This is a genomic window from Trichlorobacter sp., assembly GCF_034008105.1.
Taxonomy (GTDB): domain Bacteria; phylum Desulfobacterota; class Desulfuromonadia; order Geobacterales; family Pseudopelobacteraceae; genus Trichlorobacter.
Genome location: NZ_JAVEPN010000018.1, coordinates 1 through 23,988, shown reverse-complemented (window position 1 = coordinate 23,988; position 23,988 = coordinate 1). Strand labels below are relative to the sequence as shown.

Annotated in this window: 28 protein-coding genes and 1 pseudogene; 22 read left to right on the top strand and 7 right to left on the bottom strand. The window is 58.3% G+C overall.

What is annotated here, in order from left to right; genetic code table 11:
* Positions 1-30 precede the first annotated feature (30 nt).
* Together RBQ93_RS10960 and RBQ93_RS12460 are read left to right on the top strand one after the other, a co-directional pair.
* Entirely contained in the window at positions 31-672 is a 642-nt protein-coding gene (locus tag RBQ93_RS10960) for a TetR family transcriptional regulator (RefSeq protein WP_320372159.1), read from the top strand.
* A 71-nt stretch (positions 673-743) separates the two neighbouring features.
* Positions 744-929, top strand: coding sequence for an Rdx family protein (locus RBQ93_RS12460; protein WP_413818380.1), 186 nt, complete (start codon positions 744-746; stop codon positions 927-929).
* Between the two features lie 34 nt (positions 930-963).
* On the opposite strand, the gene RBQ93_RS10955 is transcribed toward RBQ93_RS12460, so the two are convergent.
* The 4 genes from RBQ93_RS10955 to RBQ93_RS10940 all read right to left on the bottom strand — a co-directional run bounded on the left by RBQ93_RS10955 (position 964) and on the right by RBQ93_RS10940 (position 5,957).
* On the bottom strand, positions 964-1,932 hold the full coding sequence (locus RBQ93_RS10955; RefSeq protein WP_320372158.1) for a 4Fe-4S dicluster domain-containing protein: 969 nt from the start codon (positions 1,930-1,932) through the stop codon (positions 964-966).
* On the bottom strand, positions 1,889-2,530 hold the full coding sequence (locus RBQ93_RS10950) for a molecular chaperone (protein ID WP_320372157.1): 642 nt from the start codon (positions 2,528-2,530) through the stop codon (positions 1,889-1,891). Before RBQ93_RS10950 ends, RBQ93_RS10955 begins: the two co-directional genes overlap by 44 nt.
* A 79-nt stretch (positions 2,531-2,609) precedes the next feature.
* Positions 2,610-3,374 carry a 4Fe-4S dicluster domain-containing protein gene (locus tag RBQ93_RS10945; RefSeq protein ID WP_320372156.1) on the bottom strand — a complete coding sequence of 255 codons (765 nt, stop codon included), beginning with the start codon at positions 3,372-3,374 and terminating at the stop codon, positions 2,610-2,612.
* An 18-nt stretch (positions 3,375-3,392) separates the two neighbouring features.
* Positions 3,393-5,957 (bottom strand): molybdopterin-dependent oxidoreductase, encoded by a 2,565-nt coding sequence (locus RBQ93_RS10940; RefSeq protein WP_320372155.1) that lies wholly within the window; start codon positions 5,955-5,957, stop codon positions 3,393-3,395.
* 117 nt (positions 5,958-6,074) lie between these two features.
* On the opposite strand from RBQ93_RS10940, the gene RBQ93_RS10935 reads away from it, so the two are divergent.
* The 15 genes and pseudogenes from RBQ93_RS10935 (at position 6,075) to RBQ93_RS10865 (ending at position 16,233) form a co-directional block, all read left to right on the top strand.
* Positions 6,075-6,416, top strand: coding sequence for a metalloregulator ArsR/SmtB family transcription factor (locus RBQ93_RS10935; RefSeq protein ID WP_320372180.1), 342 nt, complete (start codon positions 6,075-6,077; stop codon positions 6,414-6,416).
* Positions 6,417-6,507: 91 nt separating this feature from the next.
* Entirely contained in the window at positions 6,508-7,578 is a 1,071-nt protein-coding gene (gene arsB / locus RBQ93_RS10930; RefSeq protein WP_320372154.1) for an ACR3 family arsenite efflux transporter, read from the top strand.
* Positions 7,579-7,823: 245 nt separating this feature from the next.
* On the top strand, positions 7,824-8,822 hold the full coding sequence (gene moaA / locus RBQ93_RS10925) for a GTP 3',8-cyclase MoaA (protein ID WP_320372153.1): 999 nt from the start codon (positions 7,824-7,826) through the stop codon (positions 8,820-8,822).
* A 4-nt stretch (positions 8,823-8,826) separates the two neighbouring features.
* A pseudogene (locus RBQ93_RS10920) lies at positions 8,827-9,252 on the top strand (MOSC domain-containing protein); the annotation flags it as partial.
* A complete protein-coding gene (locus RBQ93_RS10915) occupies positions 9,250-9,636 on the top strand; it encodes a DUF2703 domain-containing protein (protein WP_320372179.1) in 387 nt (128 codons plus the stop codon). The pseudogene RBQ93_RS10920 and the gene RBQ93_RS10915, both read left to right, overlap by 3 nt.
* Positions 9,633-10,433: a molybdate ABC transporter substrate-binding protein gene (gene modA / locus RBQ93_RS10910; RefSeq protein WP_320372152.1), complete on the top strand. Its 801-nt coding sequence runs from the start codon at positions 9,633-9,635 to the stop codon at positions 10,431-10,433. The genes RBQ93_RS10915 and modA overlap by 4 nt, the downstream gene beginning before the upstream one ends.
* Positions 10,433-11,113 carry a molybdate ABC transporter permease subunit gene (gene modB / locus RBQ93_RS10905; RefSeq protein ID WP_320372151.1) on the top strand — a complete coding sequence of 227 codons (681 nt, stop codon included), beginning with the start codon at positions 10,433-10,435 and terminating at the stop codon, positions 11,111-11,113. The genes modA and modB overlap by 1 nt, the downstream gene beginning before the upstream one ends.
* On the top strand, positions 11,094-12,197 hold the full coding sequence (locus tag RBQ93_RS10900; RefSeq protein WP_320372150.1) for an ABC transporter ATP-binding protein: 1,104 nt from the start codon (positions 11,094-11,096) through the stop codon (positions 12,195-12,197). The genes modB and RBQ93_RS10900 overlap by 20 nt, the downstream gene beginning before the upstream one ends.
* Positions 12,198-12,311: 114 nt before the next feature.
* Positions 12,312-13,289, top strand: coding sequence for a permease (locus RBQ93_RS10895; protein ID WP_320372149.1), 978 nt, complete (start codon positions 12,312-12,314; stop codon positions 13,287-13,289).
* Positions 13,290-13,331: 42 nt separating this feature from the next.
* Positions 13,332-14,264 carry a cation diffusion facilitator family transporter gene (locus RBQ93_RS10890; protein WP_320372148.1) on the top strand — a complete coding sequence of 311 codons (933 nt, stop codon included), beginning with the start codon at positions 13,332-13,334 and terminating at the stop codon, positions 14,262-14,264.
* 32 nt (positions 14,265-14,296) lie between these two features.
* Entirely contained in the window at positions 14,297-14,524 is a 228-nt protein-coding gene (locus RBQ93_RS10885; RefSeq protein ID WP_320372147.1) for a thioredoxin family protein, read from the top strand.
* A gap of 57 nt (positions 14,525-14,581) precedes the next feature.
* Positions 14,582-15,268, top strand: a complete 687-nt coding sequence (locus RBQ93_RS10880) for a DUF4405 domain-containing protein (protein ID WP_320372146.1) — start codon at positions 14,582-14,584, stop codon at positions 15,266-15,268.
* A 12-nt stretch (positions 15,269-15,280) separates the two neighbouring features.
* A complete protein-coding gene (locus RBQ93_RS10875) occupies positions 15,281-15,748 on the top strand; it encodes a rhodanese-like domain-containing protein (RefSeq protein ID WP_320372145.1) in 468 nt (155 codons plus the stop codon).
* Positions 15,749-15,751: 3 nt separating this feature from the next.
* Entirely contained in the window at positions 15,752-16,075 is a 324-nt protein-coding gene (locus RBQ93_RS10870; protein WP_320372144.1) for a metalloregulator ArsR/SmtB family transcription factor, read from the top strand.
* Positions 16,072-16,233: a (2Fe-2S)-binding protein gene (locus RBQ93_RS10865; RefSeq protein ID WP_413818379.1), complete on the top strand. Its 162-nt coding sequence runs from the start codon at positions 16,072-16,074 to the stop codon at positions 16,231-16,233. The genes RBQ93_RS10870 and RBQ93_RS10865 overlap by 4 nt, the downstream gene beginning before the upstream one ends.
* A gap of 41 nt (positions 16,234-16,274) precedes the next feature.
* On the opposite strand, the gene RBQ93_RS10860 is transcribed toward RBQ93_RS10865, so the two are convergent.
* A complete protein-coding gene (locus tag RBQ93_RS10860) occupies positions 16,275-17,852 on the bottom strand; it encodes a putative bifunctional diguanylate cyclase/phosphodiesterase (RefSeq protein ID WP_320372143.1) in 1,578 nt (525 codons plus the stop codon).
* 102 nt (positions 17,853-17,954) lie between these two features.
* Positions 17,955-18,818: a class I SAM-dependent methyltransferase gene (locus RBQ93_RS10855; RefSeq protein ID WP_320372142.1), complete on the bottom strand. Its 864-nt coding sequence runs from the start codon at positions 18,816-18,818 to the stop codon at positions 17,955-17,957.
* A 108-nt stretch (positions 18,819-18,926) separates the two neighbouring features.
* Here RBQ93_RS10855 and queC point away from each other — a divergent pair, with 108 nt between their 5' ends.
* The 5 genes from queC to RBQ93_RS10830 all read left to right on the top strand — a co-directional run bounded on the left by queC (position 18,927) and on the right by RBQ93_RS10830 (position 22,871).
* Positions 18,927-19,598 (top strand): 7-cyano-7-deazaguanine synthase QueC, encoded by a 672-nt coding sequence (gene queC / locus RBQ93_RS10850; RefSeq protein ID WP_320372141.1) that lies wholly within the window; start codon positions 18,927-18,929, stop codon positions 19,596-19,598.
* A gap of 155 nt (positions 19,599-19,753) precedes the next feature.
* Positions 19,754-21,100 carry a cytochrome ubiquinol oxidase subunit I gene (locus RBQ93_RS10845; protein WP_320372140.1) on the top strand — a complete coding sequence of 449 codons (1,347 nt, stop codon included), beginning with the start codon at positions 19,754-19,756 and terminating at the stop codon, positions 21,098-21,100.
* Positions 21,101-21,102: 2 nt separating this feature from the next.
* The gene (cydB, locus tag RBQ93_RS10840) at positions 21,103-22,131 is read left to right on the top strand and encodes a cytochrome d ubiquinol oxidase subunit II (protein ID WP_320372139.1); all 1,029 of its coding nucleotides are present in this window, start codon (positions 21,103-21,105) and stop codon (positions 22,129-22,131) included.
* A gap of 112 nt (positions 22,132-22,243) precedes the next feature.
* Positions 22,244-22,522: a DUF6516 family protein gene (locus RBQ93_RS10835; RefSeq protein WP_320372138.1), complete on the top strand. Its 279-nt coding sequence runs from the start codon at positions 22,244-22,246 to the stop codon at positions 22,520-22,522.
* A gap of 4 nt (positions 22,523-22,526) precedes the next feature.
* Positions 22,527-22,871: a transcriptional regulator gene (locus RBQ93_RS10830; RefSeq protein ID WP_320372137.1), complete on the top strand. Its 345-nt coding sequence runs from the start codon at positions 22,527-22,529 to the stop codon at positions 22,869-22,871.
* A gap of 95 nt (positions 22,872-22,966) precedes the next feature.
* Here the strand turns inward: RBQ93_RS10830 and RBQ93_RS10825 are convergent, their stop codons facing one another.
* Complete coding sequence (locus RBQ93_RS10825) at positions 22,967-23,542, bottom strand: hypothetical protein (RefSeq protein ID WP_320372136.1); 576 nt, start codon at positions 23,540-23,542, stop codon at positions 22,967-22,969.
* Between the last annotated feature and the right edge of the window lie 446 nt (positions 23,543-23,988).

The window sequence follows — 23,988 nt, the reverse complement described above, 5'->3', positions numbered from 1 at the left end:
AAAAAACTGCTGCAATCAAGGAGCGTTCAGATGGCTGATCAGAGCAAGGCTGTCCAGACAAACGGCGCTGGAGAGGCACCTGACCAGAATACCCGGGCCAAGATTATTGAAGCCACCGCAGCCCTGCTGAGCCAGAGCTGTCGCCATGCGGTCTCGATTCGGGACATCGCACGGGAGTCAGGCGCCAATAGCGCCCTGGTATCCTACTACTTTGGCGGCAAAGAGCAGCTGTACGGCGCGGTGGTGGCCGAGCAGTTCGCCGCCTATGAGCGCGAGGTGGTGCCGTTTTTCAAGTGTGAAGGCGATGCTCGCCACAACGTCACCGAGGCTTGCAAGGCCCTGACGCGCTTCCACCAGCAACGGCCCTTCTGGCTGACGCTGTACCTGCGGGAATTGACCAACCCTTCGGCCTGTTATGAGACCGTGGTCAAGCCCTGTATCGAAAACGCCTCACGGCAGGCCACCGCCATGATCCAGGCCGGTATCGATCAGGGTATTTTCAGGCCTGGTATCAACGCCCGCTTCGTGGTGCAATCGCTGATCGCGTTGGTCAACTACCAGTTTATCAGCCAGCGGCTGCTGCGTGATCTGCGGCTTGACCCGGCTGACCAGGCCGACAGCTACGTTGATTTTGCGGTCGCAATGGTACTCAACCATATTGTTTCCAAATAAAATCAAAGGCGGAAGGAGTTGTAGCGATGCAGATTGTGATCCAGTACTGTGCATCCTGAGGTCAGCAGCAACTGGCGGCCGGTCTGGCCGCAGAGCTGGAAAAAAATGTTGAGGGGGCTCAGGTTACGATCGAACGTGGTCCCAAACAGAGTGAACTGGCGGTGTTGGTAGACGGGGAGCAGATCTTCTCCCGTCTGGAGCAGATGCGTTACCCCGAGCCCCGCGAACTGATCGCAGCCTGTCGGGCACGGAGTTGAGAACGAATGAAGGCCGGGAGCGATCCCGGCCTTCTCAGTTGCGGGCGGGTGAGAGGGTGATGGCCTGATCCAGGCAGAATTCAACACACAGGCCGCAACCGGTACAGTTCAGCTGAAGGAACTCGGGCCGCTGCTTGCGGTCTTTGGTACGTAAGGCGCCGGTGGGGCAGCTGGCAACGCAGCCTTGGCAGGCGCTGCAGTTTTTACTGAAGGTGAGCTGGTGGGAGTAGTGTGTGGTGATCCATTGTCCTGGTTCAGTGGGCAGGGCGCGTAGGGTACGGTTCAGTAACTGACGACGTTCCGGTACCCGTTTTTCGGCATACTCACTGCGGTGATCCGCTGATTGCTGCGTGGCGTTGACCACGACGGCGGCGCTCTGAAACAGGACGCTTCGAAACGAGCTGAAAAAACTCCGCCGATTCAGCTGTTCTTGCTCCACGCGTAGTGCTACTTCGTCCTCCACCGTGCTGATCCGGCATTTCCCTTGGCCAGTTCCCTGGTCGGCAAGTCGGCGCAGCCGTTCCGTCAGACGATCCAGCATTGTGCTGTTGGGGCACTCCTGGCAGCTGCTCAGATTCAACTGCAGGGTTCCGGTCAGGCTGTGGACCAGGCTCAGCAGATGCTCGTCTGAGAGCCCACCCAGACAGGCCAGGGTGGCATTTGCAGAGGCATTGGTACGGCAACAGCCGAGTGTAGGTTTTTCTATCTTGCGCAGGGCAGCCAGGCAGGTGTCGAACGGCTGGTTGGTCTCCAATGCCCCTGAGGGGCAGACCGTGGTGCAGAGCAGGCAGCCGGTGCAGCGATTTGGGTCCACACGCAAGTGTTCATCAACACTGATGGCTTGTCGGGGGCAGATCGCCACGCAGCGACGGCAGCTGCTTTCGCTGTAACGATTGGGCAGACAGCGGGACTGTTCGATCCGCAGATCATCACGACTGCCACATGGTTGCGACGGCTGGTCAGGCATCGATAGCGGCCAGAAGTGCAGTGCTGTCTGCTGCAACAAACGCTGCTGTGCATTCGGCCAGCGCCATGTAGAACGGCGCCTCGCCATCCTCTATAATCGCCTGGCAAAACGGTGTCAGCCAGGGCGTCAGTAACTCGTTGATAAACCCCAGCTGGGTCGTTGCGAGCCGGGTCGCCTCGTCTTGGTTACCGGTTGCCTGCGCCTGCCGCTGCTGAAAGGCCAGGTAGGAAAGAAATTCCAGCTCCACTGCTATATGGTCCGGCAGTTCTGGGAAATCATCGGCCAGCTGCAGGCCGTGGGTCTGATAGACGGCAGCCACCTGTGCGGTTGAATCGCCCATCACAGTTTTTGTTTTGTCCAGCCAGACCGAGCCGTAGGGCGGGGCCACCAGCTTGAAGGGGCCCAGAAACAGGCGACTGTATTCGACCAGGAGCTCCTCAACGGGTGCTTTGTCGAGAATCTGTGTGGCTTTGCTGGCCTGTTGGGCTGCCTGCGGTGACAAATCGGCCAGCAGTTCGGCCAGCGCTGCACAGCAGCCTTCCTCGCGAAGGGCGCTGGTCGGGGCATAGTAACAGGCAGACAGCAGCCGGTAGGCATCTTCGCGGCTGCTGGTTGTAGGGACATATTTAGTCACGTTGCATCCTTGGATGGAAAGCGGGATGGGGCATGTGGCCCCACCCCGCCTGTTGCGCTACGGATTGGTTGCTATTGCCTCAGATCCTGGCCGATGGTTTGAAGGAGCGGATGTAGGCCACATTGGGTCGGGTCTTCTTCTCTTCCTTCAGTCTGAAGGCCTTAAATTTCTTCAGGGCTTGGGCCGGTGCGCTGGCGGCATCGTTCAGATCGCCGAAGATGCGAGCTTGCGAAGGACAGGCCGCCACGCAGGCAGGCTGATCACCCTTCTTTACGCGGTGCTCGCAGAAGATGCATTTCTCCGTCACTCCCACCTTGCGCACGCTGGCGTAGTCCGGGTGCTGGTAGTCATGTTTGTGCGGCGGCAGTGCCCCAGCCGCCTTGGCCGTTCCGGCGCCTGAGGCGGTGCAGCCTTTGATCAGCTCACTTTTGTCCTGATATTTGGGGTGAATTTCTCCCAGATTAGCGCTGATCACGCTGTACTGAGCTTTCTGTTTTTCCACATCCATGACGCTGTAAGGGCAGGCCTTCTGACAGCGCAGGCAACCGATGCAGCGCTCGTCATTGTGCATGGTGATGCCGTCCGGTGTCTTGAACATGGCCTTGGGTTTCACCGGGCAGGCCTTGACGCAGGGGGCGTCCGAGCAGTGGTTGCAGAGCACCGGTATAGTTGTGTATGTCGTGCGCGGGAATTTCCCTTCTTGCGTGCAGATGAAGTCGGCCCAGTTGAAGGTCTGGCCATCGGCCCGACCCTGAGTGTTGTTCTCGGTCTTGCAGGCCAGGGCGCAGGCGCCGCAGCCGACGCATTTTTGTAGATCAATCACCATTCCATATTGTTTAGCCATCGCTTAATCCCCCCTTTCCTAGGCCTTCTCAATCTTGACGCCGGTAAAGCCGCCGTTACGTGCCGTGGAGCCGCTGAGACGATCGTAATCGTCCGGCATCAACTCGTTGTTGTTGCCGCCGCGGGGTGTCTTGCCGTACTCCTTGGCCGCCACCCGACCGTAGGCCCAGTGACCCTGGCCGTAACACTTGGCCACGGTGCCCGGACGAACTCCCTCCCACAGCTTGGCCTTGCAGGTGATGGAGGCGGTGGGTGAAATCAGTTTGATGGTATCGCCATCTTTTATGCCCAGCTTTTTTGCATCTCTGGGGTTGATCTTGGCCACGTCGTCCCAGCTGACGTCGCCGGCGTCCAGCTTCTTGAATTCCTGGTACCAAGAGGTGTTGGCAGAGCGTCCTTCCCGGTTGAGACGGGATTTGTGGTCGATGAAGGTAAAGGGATACTCCTTCTCGCTGCCCCACCGTTTGGGCGTTTCATAGTGGGGGACAAAGACCAGCTCACCCTGGGCTTCGTAGCCGCTGCTCTTCAGCACGTCGTCGATGCTGGTCTTGTGCTTGGTAGCAAACAGGGTCAGCGTCTTCTTCAGGGTCTCGCTGTAAAACTCGAACTTTTTGGTAACCGTCTTGAACTTGCCCCAGTTTTTCTTGTAGGCATAGCGCTCCGAGTTGTAGATACCTTTCTTTCTGAACTCGGCCCAACCGGCTACCTTGTCCCCTTTCAGCGCCTCCTTACCGTTCCAGACCTTCTGGCTGGAGATACGGGCGGCAATTTCGACGAATTCGGCAGCATTGCCCGGCTTTTGCTTGGTCTCCGGATCCTCAAAGGAGGCGTAGTAGTCGTACAGATTGCTGAAGCCGCGGGCTTTCAGCTTTTCAGCAAGCAGCCACATGACTTCGGTTTCTTCAGCCTTGACATCCCAGAGCGGCTTGGCCACCGGCTGCTGAATCGACATGTGACCATGCAGGTTGGCCATGTTGGTGACGATGGTCAATTTTTCGGTGGGGGCAAAGGTGGCTGGTAGCACAATATCGGCAAACTGCGACATCTCCGAGGCGTTGGTCACCATATGCGCAAAAAACGGTATGGTGGCAAGGGCCTTGTCCCAGCGATCGGCACCGGTGGCCGAGAAATTGAAGTTGTTCCAGGTGCCGATAAACACCTTAATTGCGCCAGGATTCTTGAGCAGCCCGTTCGCCACGTTATTGGTAACCACACCAGCCTTGGCGCTCTCGGTCACCTTACCGTCCTTGTCCTTCTTGGAGTCATAGCCACCCATGATAGCGGGCATATCCTTGGCACCGCGACCGTCCAGTTTTTTCTCCTTGCCAAACTTTTTGGCCACGTCGTCGATGAACGGATCCGGCGCCGGAAATGAAGTGCCAGGAGCGCTGGATGACTGGAACACGCCGCCTTCGGTCTCGATGGAACCGAGGATGCCGTTTAAGGCATAGACGAACATGGAGGCGTAGGTGCCGCGAGGCGACATGGCCACGCCCGGTCCCATCCAGACTGCACAGCTCGTACCGGCCTTACCCATGGTGCGTGCCGCTGCAATGATCTGCTTGGCCGGGATCAGGGTTTTCTTGGCGGCCCAGGCCGGGGTCTTGTCCTTCAACTCGATGTTCCACCATTTGATCAAACCGTGGGTCTGTTTTTCTTCAAAGGCAGCTTCATCAATCGTCTGCCCGGTCTTGAACAGGTTTTTGCCATCCTTAAAGTCGCCTACAAACTCCCTGCTCCAGTACCCTTCAGTCAGCAGCACGTGGGCGATGGCCGCTGCCAGGGCGCCGTCTTCGCCCGGCTTGATCGGCAGCCACTGGTGTGCCTTGGCGGTTGAGGTGCTCATGCGGGGATCAACGGCGATTAGGGTGCCGCGGTCAAGCAGGTCGCCGAACTTGTTAATGGCGTTGGGCACCTGGCGGTTGGAAGAGAGCGGGTCACAGCCCCAGACCACCAGGCACTTGGTTTTGGCCAGGTCGTAATCGCGGTAGCCGAAGAAACCCTGGGTGTAGCCGGGTCCCATCTTTTCGGCCTCGGCGCAGATGGCGCTGTGTGAGAACGAGTTGGGGGTGCCGAAGATCTTCGGCATGTTACCGTAGGCCAGATAGGTTGAGGTGGGAGAGTAGCGGCCCCGCATATACATCAACTTATGCGGCTCGTTGTTCTTGCGCAGTTCCATCATCTTGTCGGCAATGGTGTCCAGCGCCTCATCCCAGGAGATCGGCACAAATTTAGGATCGATGCCGCGCCCCTTTTGGGGATTGGTCCGTTTCATCGGCACCTTGATCCGGTCCGGGTCGTAGGTCTGCTGGATCATCAGGTGGCCTCGGGGGCAGCAGTAGCCGTTGTTGGCCTTACTGAGCTGGTTGCCTCGCACCTTGGTGATCCGGTTGTCCTGCACGAAGAACTCCACCGGGCACCAGGCGGTACAGCCCTGGCAGGTGGAAGGGATCCACTCCCCTGCGCTTGCCCCGGTCTTTGGGCCATGATGGGCTGCAAAAGCATTCAGCTTTGGTAGTCCCACGGTTGCCACTGCGCCGGCTGCCGCTGTCACCTTGAGAAAATCCCTGCGATTAATCTCCATAGCGTTTCCCCCTTTCGGTGTCGTGCTGTGTGTCAGGTCTGATACAGCTCCATAAAAACTACGTTAAACGCCTGCAACATTCTTGACGCTTGTTTGTTGGAGTCCTATAGTTTGGCCATGCTGACGGCAGCCAAAATATTCAAATCTCTGGCCGATGAGACCCGCTTGAGAATTCTATTGCTGCTTTCGGATCACGGCGAACTGTGCGTCTGTGACTTGATGACGGCGTTGGAACTACCCCAATCAACGGTATCGCGCCACCTAGCCTACCTGAAAAACGTCGGTTGGTTGAGTGACCGTCGGGGTGGGGTCTGGATGTACTATTCACTGCGCTCTGGCCTGGATGCCCTGCACTGTGATCTGGTTGCGCTGTTGCGTCTCCGTTGTGTCGCTCTCCCGGAAGCGGTCGAAGATCGCGCGCGTCTGTTGGCCTATCAGTATGAAAAGAGATGCATCTAACTATCCGAATATATTTTTTATTCTATATGCATCCGCTTAGGCAGATATTATGATAAAAGCTGATTCCTGTGAAGTAAAAAAGGAGGGGGGCATGTCCGAGCGCATCGCGTCGCATCTTTCGTTGCTCGACCGCTGGCTAACCCTGTGGATCTTTGCTGCCATGGCCCTGGGAGTCGGGGTGGGCTATTTGGTGCCTGGCACCGAGACGTTCATCAACTCCTTTCAGGTCGGGGCCACCAATATCCCGATTGCCATCGGCCTGATCGTGATGATGTATCCACCCTTTGCCAAGGTGAAGTACGAGGAGGTGCCGGAGGTCTTTCAGAACAAGAAGATCCTGGGCATCTCGCTGCTGCAGAACTGGCTGATCGGCCCGGTGCTGATGTTTGTGCTGGCCGCCCTGCTGCTGCCGGACAAGCCGGAGTATCTGGTGGGTCTGATCATGATCGGCCTGGCCCGCTGCATCGCCATGGTGATCGTCTGGAACGAGCTGGCCAAGGGCAATACCGAGTACGCCGCCGGACTGGTGGCCTTTAACAGCATCTTCCAGGTGTTGTTCTACAGCGTCTACGCCTGGTTCTTCATCACCGTGCTGCCACCTGTGATCGGCCTAAAGGGGATGGACGTCAACATCAGCATCGGTCAGATCGCCGAAAGCGTCTTTATCTATCTGGGCATCCCTTGTATCGCCGGTGCGTTGACCCGCCTGATCGGGGTCAAGCTGCTGGGCAAGGAACGTTACCATCGGGAAGTAGTGCCGAGGATCAGCCCGCTGACCTTGCTCGCCCTGCTGTTCACCATCGTGGTGATGTTCAGCCTGAAAGGCAATCTGATCGTGCAGTTGCCGCTGGATGTGGTGCGGATTGCCATCCCGTTGGGAATTTACTTTGTGGTGATGTTTATGGTCTCGTTCTTGATGGGTAAAAAGCTGGGGGCCGACTACAGCAAGACCACCACCCTGGCCTTTACCGCCGCCAGTAATAACTTTGAACTGGCGATAGCCGTGGCCATCGCCGTGTTCGGCATCAATTCAGGTGCAGCCTTTGCGGCGGTGATTGGACCGCTGGTGGAGGTGCCGGTGATGATCGGCCTGGTGCATGTGGCCTTTTGGTTTCAGCGCAGATGGTTTAAACCGTCTGCTGATGCTTCCTGTAACCTCTGATACCCTGTTACGCATCGGCAATGGGTAAATTCAAGAAGCGATATCTGTTTGTGTGGACAGGATCTTTTGTGTAGCATGCACTTCAAAGGCGGCGGGTCAGAAACAGGTGGCTGATAAATCCGGCCGGTAGAAGTGACAGCGGCGAGGAGTAGCAGGATGAACAGGGGTGGTTGCGGCGATGCAGGCGAAGTGGGGAATGGTATCCCGGCAAGAAGTCCGGTATCGCCAGCTATTGGTTGGTTGCCATGAAAACAGCTGGCTCGGGAAACCTGATTGATTCCTTCAATCGACGGATCAACTATCTGCGCCTGTCGGTAACCGATCGCTGCAACCTGCGTTGCTTCTACTGCATGCCGGCGGAAGGGGTGCAGGATGTCGGCCACAGCGGTGTGCTGAGCTATGAAGAATTGCTGCAGATAGCCGGCTGCGCCGTACAACTGGGCATCGAGAAGATCAGGATCACCGGCGGTGAGCCGACCGTGCGTGCCGGGATCATTCCTTTTCTGGCTTCGGTTGCCGCTCTTCCCGGTCTGCGCCACCTGGCGCTTACCACCAACGGTTTGCTGCTTGAGCAGATGGCTGGTGATCTTTACCGGGCTGGTGTGCAACGTCTGAATGTCAGCCTCGATTCGTTGAAACCTGACCGGTTCCGTCAGATCACCCGTGGCGGTAACCTGCGGGACGTGCTGGCCGGACTTGATGCAGCCGTGACAGCCGGGTTTGCCCCTCCCAAGATAAACGTCGTCATCATGCGTGGCATCAATGATGACGAGATCCACGACTTTGTTGAACTGACCCGTACACGGGGCTGCAGCGTCAGATTTATCGAATACATGCCGGCTGTTAAGGAAGACGGCTGGCAGCGGTTCTGTTTTTCCGGTCAGGAAGTGCTGCAGCGGATCAGAGAGCGGCATCCGCTTGAAACCGTAGACAAAGGTGTTTTTGCCGGGCCATCCCAGGACCATCGTATCCCCGGCGCCAGCGGCAGCATCGGTATCATCACCGCCATATCGGGTCACTTCTGCACGAACTGCAACCGGATACGGGTCACTGCCAGAGGGCAGGCCAAAGGGTGTCTGTTCAGCGATCAAAAGGTTGACCTGACTCCCTTTCTGCGCCCCCCCGACGCAGCAGGTCTCTGCAGAACCCTGCAGAAGATTGTGGCCAGCAAGCCGGAGGGGCATGGTATCCGGTGTGGCGAGTATGAACACAGTAACTTCAGCATGGCTCAGATAGGAGGATAGCGCGATGGCAGAGGTGGTGGCAGTCTGTATCAGTGCCAACAAGGGAGAGCGCAAAAAGCCGGTTGCACAGGTCGAGCTGCGGGTCGATCACGGAATTGTGGGGGATGCCCATGCCGCCAACTGGCACCGGCAGGTGAGTCTTTTGGCCCAGGAGAGTATCGATAAGATGCGCGCCCTGGGACTGGATGTCACCACCGGCGATTTTGCCGAAAACATCACCACCAGCGGGATTGATCTGGTCAGCCTGCCGATCGGCAGCCGTCTGGCGATCGGTGAAACCTTGCTGGAGGTGACACAGATCGGCAAGGAATGCCACACCCGCTGTGCCATCTTTTATCAGGCTGGCGACTGCGTCATGCCCAAGGAAGGCATCTTTGTCAAGGTGATCAGGCCCGGTGTTATCAGGCCGGGTGATCGTATTGAGGCTGTGGCGGCACCGATCAGGGTGGAATGGCGGCACTACGACAAGGCCGGCGCCACCTGTGATCGCTGCGGCGATACCGGCGCCAACCTCAAACAGGTGCTGAGCGATTATGCCGCACAAGGCGTGCTGTTTGAGCTGCAGGAAACCTTGCTGGACGAAGACCGGATCAACGAGTCAAACCTGGTGCTGATCAACGGCATACCGCTGGAAGAACTGCTGGCGGCAACCAGCGGCGTATCAGACTGCCCCTCCTGCAGTTGCCTGACCGGCTCCGACACCAGCTGCCGCACCGTGCAGTGTGGCGGAAGCGTCTATGAGGAGTTGACTCCCGAGCTGCTACGGAAAGGGATTGAGGCGGCGCTCCGGCAACGGGGGGTCACAGCCCCATGACCGGCCGACAGTCGGACCTGGCAGTGCAACGGCTAGCCTGGTGTCTGGTGCTGGCCGTGTTCCTGTGGACGGCCCCGGCCGTAGCTGCCGAGCCCAGCATTGCCGCTGCCTCCGACCTCAAATTCGCCCTTGATGAAATCGCACAGGCCTTTCAGCAGAAAACCGGCCACCGGCCGAGGATCACCTACGGTTCTTCAGGTGTGATCGCCACCCAGATTCGCAACGGCGCCCCCTACCAGCTCTATCTCTCAGCCGATGAACAGTATGTGCTCAGCCTGCATCACGACGGGTTCACCCGTGATCGGGGCAGTCTCTATGGCGTTGGCCGGATCGTGCTGGTGGTGCCGACAGCCTCCCGCCTTACCCTTGATGCCGGTCTGGAAGGCTTACCTGCCCAGATTGCGGCAGGCCGTCTGCGGCGGATCGCCATTGCCAACCCGGAACATGCGCCCTATGGCCGCCGGGCAGAAGAGGCGCTGCGCCGGGTAGGCAGCTGGGAGGCAGTGCGGCCGCGCCTGATCTTGGGTGAAAACGTGTCGCAGGCTGCCCAGTTTGCGCTCAGCGGTTCGGCCGACGGCGGTATCATCGCCCTTTCGCTGGCGCTCTCCCCCCAACTACAGCCGCTCTTGCGCTATCTGCTGATCCCCGAGCGTCTGCACAGTCCGCTCAGGCAACGGATGGTGCTGCTCACCAGGGCCGATCAGGCTGCCGAAGCCTTCTACCGTTTCATGCAGGAGCCGCACGCCCGTGCGATCATGCGTCGTTACGGCTTTGTTCTGCCGGGTGAGGGGGCCTGATGGATTGGCCGGCCCTGGTCTTGTCGCTGCGGCTGGGCGGGCTTACCGTGCTGCTGCTGCTGCCGCTGGCGATCATTGTCGGGCGCTGGCTGGCCTATCGTCACTTTGTCGGTAAATCGCTGGTAGAGGCTATGCTGGCCCTGCCGCTGGTGCTGCCCCCCACGGTGGTGGGCTATTACCTTTTAACCGGCCTGGGGGGCAGCTCGCTGATCGGCCAGTGGTGGGAACAGTTTTTCGGGCAGCCACTGGTTTTTCATTTCTCCGGCCTGCTGCTGGCCTCGCTGATCGTCAACATCCCCTTTGCAGTGCAACCGGTCAATCGCGCCTTTGAGTCGATACCGCAGGAACTGCGTGATGCCGCCGCCTGCTGCGGCATGGGCTTCTGGCGGACGCTGCTCACGGTGGAGCTGCCGCTGGCCTGGCCAGGTGTGCTGACCGGCATGGTGCTGACCTTTGCCCATACCCTGGGTGAATTTGGCGTGGTGCTGATGGTGGGAGGCAACATACCGGGCGAAACCAGAACCGTGGCCATCGCCATCTACGATCGTGTGCAGGCCTTTGATTTCAACGCAGCTGGCAGCATGTCGTTGCTGCTGTTGCTGCTTTCACTGGCCGTGCTGGCGGTGGCCGGTGGTTGGGCACGGCCAGCAGGGAGGCGGCATGTCCTGCCACGGCGCTGATTTTTGTCTGACCATCCAGCAGCACAGCCCCATTTTCCTGGATGCCACGTTCAGTTGCAATGGGGGGCAGCTGCTGGCCCTGGTGGGGCCTTCAGGCAGCGGCAAGTCCACCCTGTTGCGGATGATCGCTGGGCTGTCCCGGCCTGCTACCGGCCAGATCATTTGCGGCGACAGCTGCTGGTATGACCAGGCGCAGGGCATCTGGTGCAGCCCCCAGCAGCGGCATGTCGGCTTCGTACCGCAGCACTACGGCCTGTTTCCGCACATGACGGCGCTGGCCAATATACTGGCAGGCCTGCACCACCTTCCGGACCACAAGCGTGAGCCCTGTGCCCGTGAGTGGCTCGCTCGGGTCCATCTGGCCGGCCTTGAACAACGTCGTCCGGCTGAGTTGTCAGGCGGACAGCAGCAGCGTGTGGCCCTGGCCCGCGCCCTGGCCCGGGAACCTTCGATGCTGCTGCTCGACGAGCCGTTTGCCGCAGTTGACCGTGCAACCCGCGAAACCCTCTACATTGAGCTGGCTGAGCTGAAGCGGGAACTTTCACTGCCGATCATCATGGTTACCCACGACCTGGGTGAGGCCCTGCTGCTGGCCGACCGGATGACCCTGCTTTCTCATGGTAAAACCCTGCAGAGTGGCCATCCCCGCGAGATCCTGGCGCGGCCGGTCAATGAAGCTGCAGCACGGCTGCTGGGCATCCGTAACCTGTTTGATGGCGAACTGCTGCGCCACGATGAACAGGCCGAGCTGACTTGGTTCCGTTCCGGCGACCATCTGTTGGCCTGTCGACTTGATGCCAGGTGGGCTCCCGGCAGCCGTGTGCGCTGGATGGCTCCCAACAGCGCCATCAGGCTGCGGGCGGCGGGGCAAGGCTCCTTGCCAGCTAGTCACAATCAGTTGCGTATAACGGTTAGGGGGGTTCTGGAGCTGGGGGATGAGGTACGGATCACGGCCGCTTTTGCCGGGCAGGAGCTGCCGTTGCATCTGTTGGTGCCGTTCCGTCTGGCCCAGAAACTTGACCTGCGAGTCGGCTCTGCAACCGATGTGGTGCTGCTTGAAGAGGGACTTCATATCTTGAACTAAGGCAGAATGGCTGCTGATCGGCTGTCCGTCTTTCGGATTGACGCTGTCCTGATTGAGGAGTATATGATTGTTCAGTCATGTGTTGGCAGCGCCACGTAAAGGAGTTCGAAGGATATGTTGTCTTTTTTTAAGGATGTAGCCGATTGGCTGGTCTATGGGCTGGTGGGGCTGTCATCCCAGTCCCGTGTGGGCCAGGCGCTCAGTTTTTTTCTCGAGGATACGGCCAAGATCTATTTCCTGCTGATTGTGATGATCTACCTGATTGCCCTGGTGCGGATATCCTTGCCGGTTGAGCGGGTGCGTGGCTACCTGGCCGGCAAGCACCGGCTGGTCGGGTATGTGCTGGGCTCGGTTTTTGGGGCGATCACCCCGTTTTGTTCCTGTTCCAGCATCCCGGTGTTTCTGGGGTTCATTTCCGCCGGTATCCCGGTCGGCATGACCATGGCCTTTCTTCTCACCTCGCCGCTGATCAACGAGATTGCGGTTGTCCTGCTGCTGAGCCTGGTGGGCTGGAAGATCACCCTGCTGTATGTGCTGATCGGTCTTGGCGTGGGAATTGCCGGCGGTATGTTCCTGGATGCGATCAAGGCCGAACGTCTGCTGCAGGGCTTTGCCCGCAAGGTGTATGACGATGGGCAGCATGCCCACGTAGCGGCCGGTGAGAAGAAGCGTTTTACCATGCAGGAACGTCACGAGTTTGCCAAACGTGAACTGGCAGAGGTGTTTGGCCGCATCTGGATCTGGGTGATTGTCGGTGTGGGAGTGGGGGCGGCCTTGCATGGCTTTGTGCCTGATACCTGGTTCGAGGCCCACCTTGGGGCCGGGCAGTGGTGGTCGGTGCCGGTGGCGACTGTTATCGGCATACCGCTGTATTCCAATGCCACGGCCATTATACCGGTGATGGAGAGCCTGATTGTGAAAGGGCTGCCGCTTGGGACGACCCTGGCCTTCTGCATGAGTACCGTTGCGGCCAGTTTTCCCGAGTTCGTGATGCTCAAGCAGGTCATGCAGTGGCGGCTGCTGGCGATCGTGTTTCTGATGCTGTTGATCGCCTTTACGATTGTCGGCTGGTTGCTGAATGCAATGTACTGATGGACCACGTAACAGGGCTTCCTGTTGCCCACAGGCGATCTGATGAGTGTTTCGATCGACAGCCGTTTGACTGCCCGGTTCAAGATCGCCATCGCCCTGACCGCCGTGACGCTGGTGGCCGAGGTGGTGGGCGGCCTCTGGACCAATTCGCTGGCCCTGTTGTCCGATGCGGCCCATGTCTTTCTTGATCTGTTCGCCCTGGTACTGTCGCTGGCAGCGGTGCAGCTGGCCAGTCTGCCCACCTCGGAACGGCACACCTTCGGCTTTCATCGCTCCGAAGTGTTCGCCTCCTTCATCAACGGCCTGACCGTCTTTCTGATGGGCTTGGGTATCCTGTATGAGGCCTGGGGGCGTTTTGGCGAGCCGCAGCCGGTCAAGAGCGGACCGATGCTGGTGATCGCCGTGATCGGCCTGGTGATGAACCTGTTGGCTGCCAAGACCCTGCACAGCCACAGTCACCATGACCTGAACGTCAGAAGCGCCTTTCTGCATGTGCTGGGCGATGCCGCGGCCTCGGTGGGGGTGATCATCGGCGGCATCATCATGTACTACACCGGCTGGTTTGTGCTGGATGCCCTGCTGTCGGCCGCCATCGGCCTGCTGATCCTGACCGGCGCTGGCCGGATACTGCGGGAGTCGGTGCATATCCTGATGGAGGGCTCGCCGCGGGGGCTGGATATCAAGCAGGTGGCCGAGGTTATCCGAGGCGTCGAGGGGGTTCGCGATCTGCACCACCTGAACATCTGGTCGGTCTGCTCCCATATCACCGCCCTGTCGGTACATGTGGAGGTTGAGCCTGGCTTTGAGGGGCAGAGAAGCCAGCTGCTGCACCAACTTGAACACCGCCTGGAACATGACTTTCACATCACCCACACCACCATCCAGCTGGAATGCAGCGACTGCAACGGCGGCCCCCTGATCAAGCCATTGCAGCATCAGGAGCGGCAGGCTGCTTGCTGCGGTCACGAGCGCTAATCGGACAAAAATCCACGCAAAGGAGCAAGACCATGAAACTGGAAGTGTTGGGCACCGGCTGTGCCAAGTGCAAGACCCTGTATGAAAATGTGCAAAAGGCGCTGACTATCAGCGGTAAACAGGCTGAACTGGTCAAGGTGGAGGATATCGCCACCATCATGAAGTACGGTGTGATGAGTACCCCGGCCCTGGTCAAGGACGGCACGGTGCTGTTTTCAGGCCGTCTGGCCACACCGCAAGAGATTGCGGGGATGTTGTGATGCGGCTGCTGCCAGAACCGGCACCGATTGACTAAGCTCTGAAGGAGAATACAACCGATGGTAGACCGTGCTATACGACGCGTACATCTGCGGGGATTCATCTCGCTGTTGACCGCCCTCAGTTTCCTGATCATGACCGTTTCCGGCGTGGTTCTGTTCATCGTGCCCCAGGGGCGCATCGCTGCATGGGTGGATTGGCGGATGCTGGGGCTGACCAAGACCCAGTGGGGTGACATGCATATCACCACCAGCCTGCTGTTTGCCCTGGCCGGATTGTGGCACACCTGGCTTAACTGGCGGGCGCTGGTCAGTTGCTTCCAAGACAAGGTCAGTAAGGCCCTAACCCTGAAGGTTGAGCTGGCCGTGGCAGCAGTGATCACGATTTTTTGTACCGTTGCCGGTATCTACAAAACCCCTCCGCTCAGTTACATTCTGGATTTGAATGAATATGTCAAAGAATCTTGGATCAAGACAGAGGAGGACGAACCGGTTATCAGCCATGCCGAGCTGCTGCCGTTGAAAAGTTTGCTGCGGAAGGTGGATATTGAGCTGGAACCGGCACTTGCCGAGCTGAAAAAACAGGGGATTACGATCAGCGGCCCGGAGGAGAAGCTGGAGACTATTGCCAGAAACAATAACCGCTCACCGGCGGCCATCTATCGTCTGATCAGTCACCTGGAGGGTGTCAGCGCAACGGAGTCAGGGCTGGTTGGTGAGCCGATAGCACCTGATCAGGAACGATAGGGAGGTGTAACGATGCTGCGTATTGCTACGTTGTCACTCGTGTTCATCTGTTTTTTTGTGATGCCCGCTGTTGCGGCTGAAGAGGCTTTTGACCGTTTCCTGACCAGCTTTGATTATGACACCCGGGCTGACATGAAGACCGATAGCAAGCGGCTGATCAAGCTGCTGGTGGAGAAAAAGGCGGTGTTGGTGGATATTCGCTTTCCGGAGGAAACCAGGGCCTGGCGGATGGGCTTTGGTCTGTTTATTCCGCTGAACGAGCTGCCCAAGCGGTATCAGGAGCTGCCCAAGGACAAGATCATCGTCACCGCCTGCCCCCATAAGGACCGATCGGCCCTGGCCATGGCCTATCTGCGCACCAAGGGCTACAACGCCCGTTACCTGACCGATGGCCTGACCGGGCTGGCAGAGAACCTGCGCGGCGATGCGGCTGCCGATTTCATGGAAGAGCTTGGCCTGTTGCCGGCTGGAAAGCAGTAGCGAATGGACGTGCTTGATCTGTGCGCTGACATACTGAAGGCCATGGCACAGCCAACCCGGCTGCGGATCATCGAGCTGCTGCAGGATGGTGAACACTGCGTCTGCGAGATTTTTCCGGCCATCGGTCATGAGCAGTCCAACACCTCGCGCCACCTTCAGATGATGCTCAAGAGCGGCATCCTCAAGCAGCGCAAGGAAGGGTTGAAGATCTACTACTCTCTGCGGCACCCGGAGGTGCTGGCTATGGTGCGGTTGGCGGAACAGATTGTCGTGTACGAGGCGGAGCGCACGTCGAGTCTGGTGAAGGGGAAAGGTGTCAAACGATGATCAACGATGACGAACTGGTCTGTTTCTGCAGTGCCGTGACCGCTGGCGCTATCCGGCAGGCCATGCGTGATGGAGGGCGGACGCTGGATGACATCCGCCGTATGACCGGCGCCTGTACGCTGGGACGCTGCAAGGAACTTAGTCCGCGGGGCAGGTGATGCGCGGCTGAGGTCAAGCAGGTGCTTGACCGTGGGTGTGATTAGAAAAGCGCCGGTTGCGGGCTGAGGATTTCACTGAAGGCAGACTGGCCAGATTCACCCTTTGCCAGCAGGGGGGCGATCTTTTCGGGCGGCATTGGACGTGCAAACAGGAAGCCCTGGGCCAGGTCGCAGTCCTTGTTCACCAGAAATGATTGCTGCTCAGTGGTTTCGATCCCTTCAGCAATCACGCGGATTCCCATGGCGTGTGACATGGCGATGATCGCCTCGGCAATGGCGGCATCGTCGGGGTTAGTGGTGATGTCGCGCACGAAGTGAATCGCGATCTTGAGGTGGTTGATTGGGCAGAGCTTTAAGTAGGCCAACGACGAGTAGCCGGTGCCGAAGTCGTCGATTGACAGGTTGACCCCCATACGACTCAGCTCATGCAAGACGGCCATCGCCTCGTTGGGACGCTCGACAAAGCAGCTTTCAGTCAGCTCCAACTCCAGCAGGGAGGGCTTAAGCCCGGTTTCTGCAAGCACGTTAGCCACGGTCTGCACCAGATCCTTCTGGCGGAACTGACGGACCGAAAGGTTGACCGCCATCCGGGTCGGAGGCAGGCCCTGACGTTGCCAGTTGACGGCCTGTTGACAGGCACTGCGCAGCACCCATTCCCCAAGCGGGATGATAAAGCCGGTTTCCTCCGCCAGGGGGATGAACAGCTCCGGCGAGATCGGTCCGATGTTGGGGGCCTGCCAGCGCAGCAACGCCTCCACCCCCACAATCCTTCCTGAGCGCAGATCAATCTGGGGCTGGTAGTGCAGGAAGAAGTCGCCACGCTCCAACCCCCGCTGCATATTGGCCTCCATGGCCAGACGTTCAACGGCTTGCTGGTTCATGTACCAGGAGTAGAAGCGGTAGCAGTTGCCGCCGGAGTCTTTAGCCTTGTACATGGCGATGTCGGCATGTTTGAGAATGGTGTCTCCATCATCACCATCCAGTGGCGCCAAAATGATGCCGATGCTGCAGCTGCAGAACACCTCTTGACCTTCCAGTTCGATCGGCTGGGCCACCGCAGTCAGTATCTTGTTGGCCACCAAGGCCACATCGTCGGGGTGTTTAAGGTCGGGCATCAGCAGCACGAATTCATCGCCGCCTAGCCGGGCAACGCTGTCGCTGTCGCGGATGCAGCTGGAGATCCGCTCAGCCACCAGCAGGATCAGCTGGTCGCCCAGGGTGTGCCCCAGGCTTTCGTTGATCCGTTTGAAGCGGTCGATATCCAGCAGCAGCACACCAAGGGTCTGTTGATGACGGCAGGCATGGGCCACGGCCTGCCGTAGCCGATCAAGCAGCAGGGTCCGGTTGGGCAGGCCGGTCAGCTGGTCGTAGTAGGCCGATTGCCAGATATCGTGGTAGGCCTCCTGCAGTCGGTCTTCCCGCTGCAGCAGGCGCCGATGGTACAGGCCGATAAACAGCCCGATGGAGGCGCCCACCAGAACCGGTATGACGAAGTTGCGGGGGATCAGCGGTACGTGCGAGACAAACAGGTGCTGCAGTGCGGCGATGCTGAGCAGCAGTGCGGCGCCGATTAGACAGGAAAGCAGGACGGACGCCATATGGTGACGGGGTTTATGCATGCAGTCGTAAAGCCTTTGATGACAAGGTGCGCCAGATGGTCGCAATTTTATAGCTGATTGATGCCGGGAGAGTCCAGTTTATTCTGCTTTTTTTACCGGTGTTTATCGGTTGCGGGCTGCAGGGGAACGTTGAGGAGCAGGAGTGGCGTTACGCAGCAGCAGCACGTAGTTGTCATCGAGGGTTCCATTCTCCTCCAGGCCTGCCAAGCGTTGCCATTCCTGGCAAGGGTCGCTCAGGGCGTTTGGGTGGCAGAAGGTCAGCAGCTCCAGGCCGCTCTTTGCAACCAGTCCAGCCAGCTGGGCAACCCGGTATGTGGTGACCTGGGGGTGCAGAAAGGCGTCGGACAGGCCGTGGTCGGTGTTCCCTTCAGGTGTCTCGGCCAGTCGCCGGGCCAGCCGCGACCCTTTGGGCAGGCGATCATAGAGCGCCTCTAGGCTGGCGACATCCGTGATGCCCAGTCGACGCAACGCCCGTCGTGCTGCCTCGGTCCCCCGGCGGGCGCCGTGGCTGTAGAGCATGACCCGCAGCAGGCCGTTGTGTGTCAGCCGCTGTTTCAGGGCCATCAGGCCTGCCAACGGATCGGGTAGATGGTGCAGCACCCCATAGGCGTCGATCATGCCAAAGGGCCCGGTTGCAATGGTCGGATCCAGCAGGTCGCCTAGTATGAAGTCCACGTTGAAGCGCAGGTGCAGCAGGCAGTGCAGCCGCGCCCGCTTTATGCTGGCCTGTGAAAGATCGAGGGCGGTGATCTGACAAGCGGGGTTGGCCAGGCTGAAGGGGTAGGGGGCGAAGCTGCCGCAGCCGGCAACCAGGATGCGGCGTAACTCCTGCGGCAGCTTGTGGCCATTGTGGCGCTGCCAGAGGTCGGCCAGGCTGAGGTGCTTGACATCCTTGCGTCGTAATGACGCCAGCAGCGGGTAGCGGGGGTAGGGGTGCTGCTCGTAGTGGCGGCGCAGGTCGTCCATGGCGGCACTGTAGCATGAATCGACGCGGTTGTGCCAGCATCGCCCCTTGACCCATGCCCCCTGACCCTCTATGCTTGCAGCGAAGTATACTCACCTTCTGGAGGCACCATGCGCAAGGCGGTTGTTCTGTATAGCGCCGGTCTCGATTCAACCACCTGTCTGGCCATTGCCCAGGCCGAAGGATTCAGTCCCTACGCCATCAGCTTCGATTACGGTCAGCGGCACCGTTATGAGCTGGAACTGGCCAAGGCTAATGCCAAGCGGCTGGGGGCCGTGGAACACCTGGTGGTTTCCTTTGACCTGCGCCAGATGGGAGGCAGCGCCCTGACCGCCGATCTGGAGGTGCCCAAGCAGGGAGTGAACAACGAGATCCCGGTTACCTACGTGCCGGCCCGTAACACGATCTTCCTCTCCTTTGCCCTTGGCTGGGCCGAGGTGTTGGGGGCCTTCGACATCTTTATCGGCGTCAATGCCCTGGATTACTCCGGCTATCCCGACTGCCGCCCCGCCTTTATCGAATCCTTCCAGCAGACCGCCAATGTAGCCACCAAGGCCGGTGTGGAGGGCAGTGGCCGCTTCACGATCCACACACCGCTGATCGACCTGACCAAGGCCCAGATTATCCAGAGTGGAACGGCGCTGGGGGTTGATTACGGCCTGACCCATTCCTGCTACGATCCTGCACCGGATGGCCGTTCCTGCGGCCGCTGCGACTCCTGCCGGCTGCGGCTGAAAGGCTTCCAGGAAGCCGGGCTTTCCGATCCGCTGACCTATCTGTGACCATGTGAAAACATGCTCTTTCAATTTTGTGGCGTAGGTGCCGGTCGATCAATAGGATAAAAATGGTCTTTTTTGTTCTTGCTTTTTTATAAAACTGCGCTACAGTTACCAGCGGCAGTCAACCTGACTGCACCATTTCATATCCGGGAGGTTGCATGGACGTCCTCGCCCTCAGCCGGCTGCAGTTCGCAGTCACCACCATGTTTCACTTCATCTTCGTTCCCCTTACCCTCGGCCTGTCGGTCCTGACCGCCTGGTTCGAGACCAAGTATGTCCGCACCGGTGATCCGACCTATCTGCGGATGACCAAATTCTGGGGCAAGCTGTTCCTGATCAACTTCGCCCTGGGGGTGGTGACCGGCATCACTCAGGAGTTCCAGTTTGGTATGAACTGGGCCGAGTATTCCCGCTATGTGGGGGACATCTTCGGCGCACCGCTGGCCATCGAGGCCACGGCGGCCTTCTTCCTTGAGTCGGTCTTCATCGGCGTCTGGATCTTCGGCTGGGATAAGATCTCCAAGAAGGCCCACGCCGTCACGATCTGGCTGGTGGCCTTCGGCACCAACCTGTCGGCGCTCTGGATCCTGCTGGCCAACGGCTGGATGCAGAAGCCGGTCGGTTTTGTGTTGCGTAACGGCCGGGCCGAGATGAACGATTTCCTGGCGCTGATCACCAACCCCTACGGCTGGATCAAGTTCCTGCACACCGTCACCTCCGGCTATATGGTGGCGGCCTTCTTTGTGATGGGCATCGCCGCCTGGCACCTGCTGCGCAAGAACGAGATTGACTTCTTCACCCGTTCCTTTAAGACCGCCGCCATGTTCGGCCTGCTGTCCGGCCTGGCAGTGGGGGCCAGCGGTGACTTTCACGCGGTGGAGATCGCCAAGGTGCAGCCCACCAAGTTTGCCGCCATGGAATCGGTCTGGGAAACCCGGAGTAACGCGCCGATGCACCTGCTGCTGGTGCCGGACGAGGCCAACGAGCGCAATGCGGTTGCCACCGCCTCCATACCGGGCATGCTCAGCTTTATGGCCTTCCATGACGTGAACGGTGAGGTCAAAGGGCTGAAGGAGTTCCCCAAGGAGGAGCGTCCGCCGGTACTGCCGGTGTTCTTGAGCTTCCGGCTGATGGTGGGCCTGGGTACCCTGCTGATCGGGCTCAGCCTGCTGGCGGTGATCATGCCCCGTTGGAAGCATTTTCTCGATTTTAAACTGTTCCTGTGGATTATGGTGATTGCCCTGCCACTGCCCTACATCACAGTACAACTGGGCTGGCTGGTGGCTGAGCTGGGCCGTCAGCCCTGGTCGGTCTACGGCGTACTGAAGACCGCCGACAGCGTCTCCAAATCGGTCTCGCTGGTGCAGGTGGGGGGCTCACTGGTGGGCTTTACCCTGCTGTACGGTCTGTTGGGGGTGATCGACATCTATCTGTTGGCCAAGTATGCCAAAAAAGGGCCTGACAACGACACAACCGGTATGATCCCGGTCAAGGAGGTGGCGTAGCTATGGAACTCCAGATTACCTGGTTTGTGCTCTGGTCCGTGCTGTGGGCGGTCTACTTCATGCTGGACGGTTTCGTGCTGGGCACCGGTTTCCTGTCCGGCATCCTGGCCAAGAACGATACGGAAAAACGGCTGCTGATCAACTCGGTCGGTCCGGTATGGGACGGTAACGAGGTCTGGCTGATCACCGCCGGGGGCGCCACCTTTGCCGCCTTTCCCACCACCTATGCCCTGATGTTCAGCTATATGTACACCGCCCTGCTGTTGCTGCTGTTCTCGCTGATCGTGCGCGGGGTCTCCTTCGAGTTCCGCGGCAAGCTGGAAGGGGAACAATGGAAAGGGGCCTGGGATCGCGCCATTATGGTTTCCAGTTTTCTGCCGGCCCTGCTGTTCGGGGTGGCCTTTGGCAACATCTTTAAAGGTCTGCCGATGGATGCCAGCGGCCACCACGGCGGCCTGCTGTCGCTCCTGAACCCCTACGGCATCCTGACCGGTCTGCTGTTTGTCTGCCTGTTTGCGGTGCATGGCGCCCTCTACGCCTCGGTCAAGACCGTGGGCGATCTGAGCAAGCGGGCCTTTGAGCTGGCCAAGATGCTCTGGATCCCGCTCTTGCTGGTGGCACTGTTGTTCCTGGGGGCCACCGCCTACAGCACCAAACTCTATGACAACTACCTGGCAGCGCCGTACCTGTTCCTGATCCCGGCCATCGCCGTGCTGGCCCTGGTGGCGGTGCAGGCCTACATGATCGCCAACAAGCCGCTCAAGGCCTTTGCCGCCTCCTGCGTCACGATCCTGTTCGTGGTCTTCACCGGCGTGACCGGGCTGTTTCCCAACCTGATCCCGTCCAGCCTCGATCCGGCCCACAGTCTGACGATCTACAACTCGTCCTCCAGCCAGTACACGCTGGTGATCATGACCGTGGTGGCGCTGATCTTCGTCCCGATCGTGATCGCCTACAAGATCTGGGTCTACCGGGTCTTCCGCGCCCCGGTCACCGAGCAGGATCTGCTGGAGAACAAAGAGGCGTATTAACGAGCAGAAGAGCTAGTGATGCAAACAAAAGCCGCCCTGTGTGGGGCGGCTTTTGTAATTTTACGTGTTGTGGTAATTGACAACAGCACATGGTGTTGGTAGTATCTCCAACATGAACGCTATGCTCCTGTATCGCGAACGTCTTGCCCTTGTTGAGAATCGTTTTGTCGAAATGGTGGTCTGGCAGTTGAACGTGCCGGCTAAGGGGAGCAACCATCGGTTCAAGTACCGGCTCGCGCTGGTGGTCGACGGAACGTGTGTGCTGCGCTATGACAATGAGGCCGGTAAGGGGGACCACCGGCATGCAGATGGCCGTGAAACCCCCTATCGATTTGTTGGTCCGCAGAGATTGTTAGAGGACTTTTGGCGTGATGTTGATGCCTGGAGGTAGTGAGATGAACACCGTAACACTAGAAATTGCGAGTCGAGACCTGGCCAGCCGCCGTTTTATCGGTGCCTTTAGCGGCAACCAGCAAGGCAGTTTCATCAGCTTTGCAACACCGGAGCTGTTGTTTAAGACACTTACCGCCAAACGCTGGGAATTGCTGCAGGCAATGACCGGGGCAGGGGCGATGAGCATCCGCGAGGCCGCACGTCGTGTGCAGCGTGATGTAAAGGCGGTGCATGGCGATGTGCAGGCACTGCTGGTGGCCGGATTGTTGGAAAAGAACGAGGCCGGGCAGATTCTGTTCCCCTATGATGCCGTTCATGTGGATTTTATGCTGAAAGAGGCAGCCTGAAGCGAGTTGTTGCGTGAATGTTAAAAGGCCGGCCCGGAAACGGGCCGGCCTTTTTTGTTGGTGCAGGGGGGTGCGTGCAGGCTGTAAGGTGAATACTATCTCTGTACATCCTTTAGCGTGCCACTTAAAGCCTTCATCAAATCTCCTGATACCTTTTTTTCAATTACTTCATCTGTTGATGTGAATACAGTTACTTTTAAAGACTTTGCAATGATTCGGTTCTTGCCTACAAATGAACTTGCTGATTCCAGCCAATTCAATGCTGGTAAATAGACGTTAAATTCATCTCCATGATTGAGAAGCAGTGGAAGTTTTGACGATATCTTTTGTATCTCTGATGCACTCGGTGAAAATGAGATGTCCTGAATCGCATATTTTCTGCCCCAATGCCAAATCCCACACTTCCAACCTATATTAGTGATAGTAATCGGGCGTAGCCCAATATTTACCGCCCTTATTCTGCAATATTGGTCTCCAGTGATATCACCCATGGCAACCATAAGCCCTACGTGAACTTTAAGGCGCAGCCTGTTTTTTGACCATGCAAACCAGAGCGACGTAATTACAGCCCCGATAGTGCCAACTGCCGTTAACCATGTTGCGATAGAAGTCGAAAAATTGATTTTGTCATTTAACGGCCATGCAGATACAGATGAATAGACTTCAAACACGATATGCACTCTCCGAATATAGAATGACGGTGTCGTTAGGTGTGATATACCTCCATAGCTATTTTTCTTCAATGTAAATCCAAACACAGAAAGCCGATCCTTCAGGGGTCGGCTTTCTGTGTTTTCGGTTATGCCGGTTTCAGATCACGCGGAAATCCGGGGAAATCCGGGGACGCAATACGAATTTTAGATTTTGACTTGCAATTCTGTATTGTGTCCCCTAATTTTGCCTAATTTTTCCTAATTTTTCTGATTTTTCGTCTTTTTTCGCGTGCAGGCTGTTAGCAAATACGGGAAATGTCCCTGGCTTTCCTTTAATTTAGGCTCTTCGTCGAAATGAGTGGGTAGCCGTGGTATAGTCGGTCATCTCATTTTGGAGGTGCCCGTCACATGCAACCCGAACAGCTCTTTGGTATGGCCCTTGGCATCGTCTCTCCCTGGGAAGT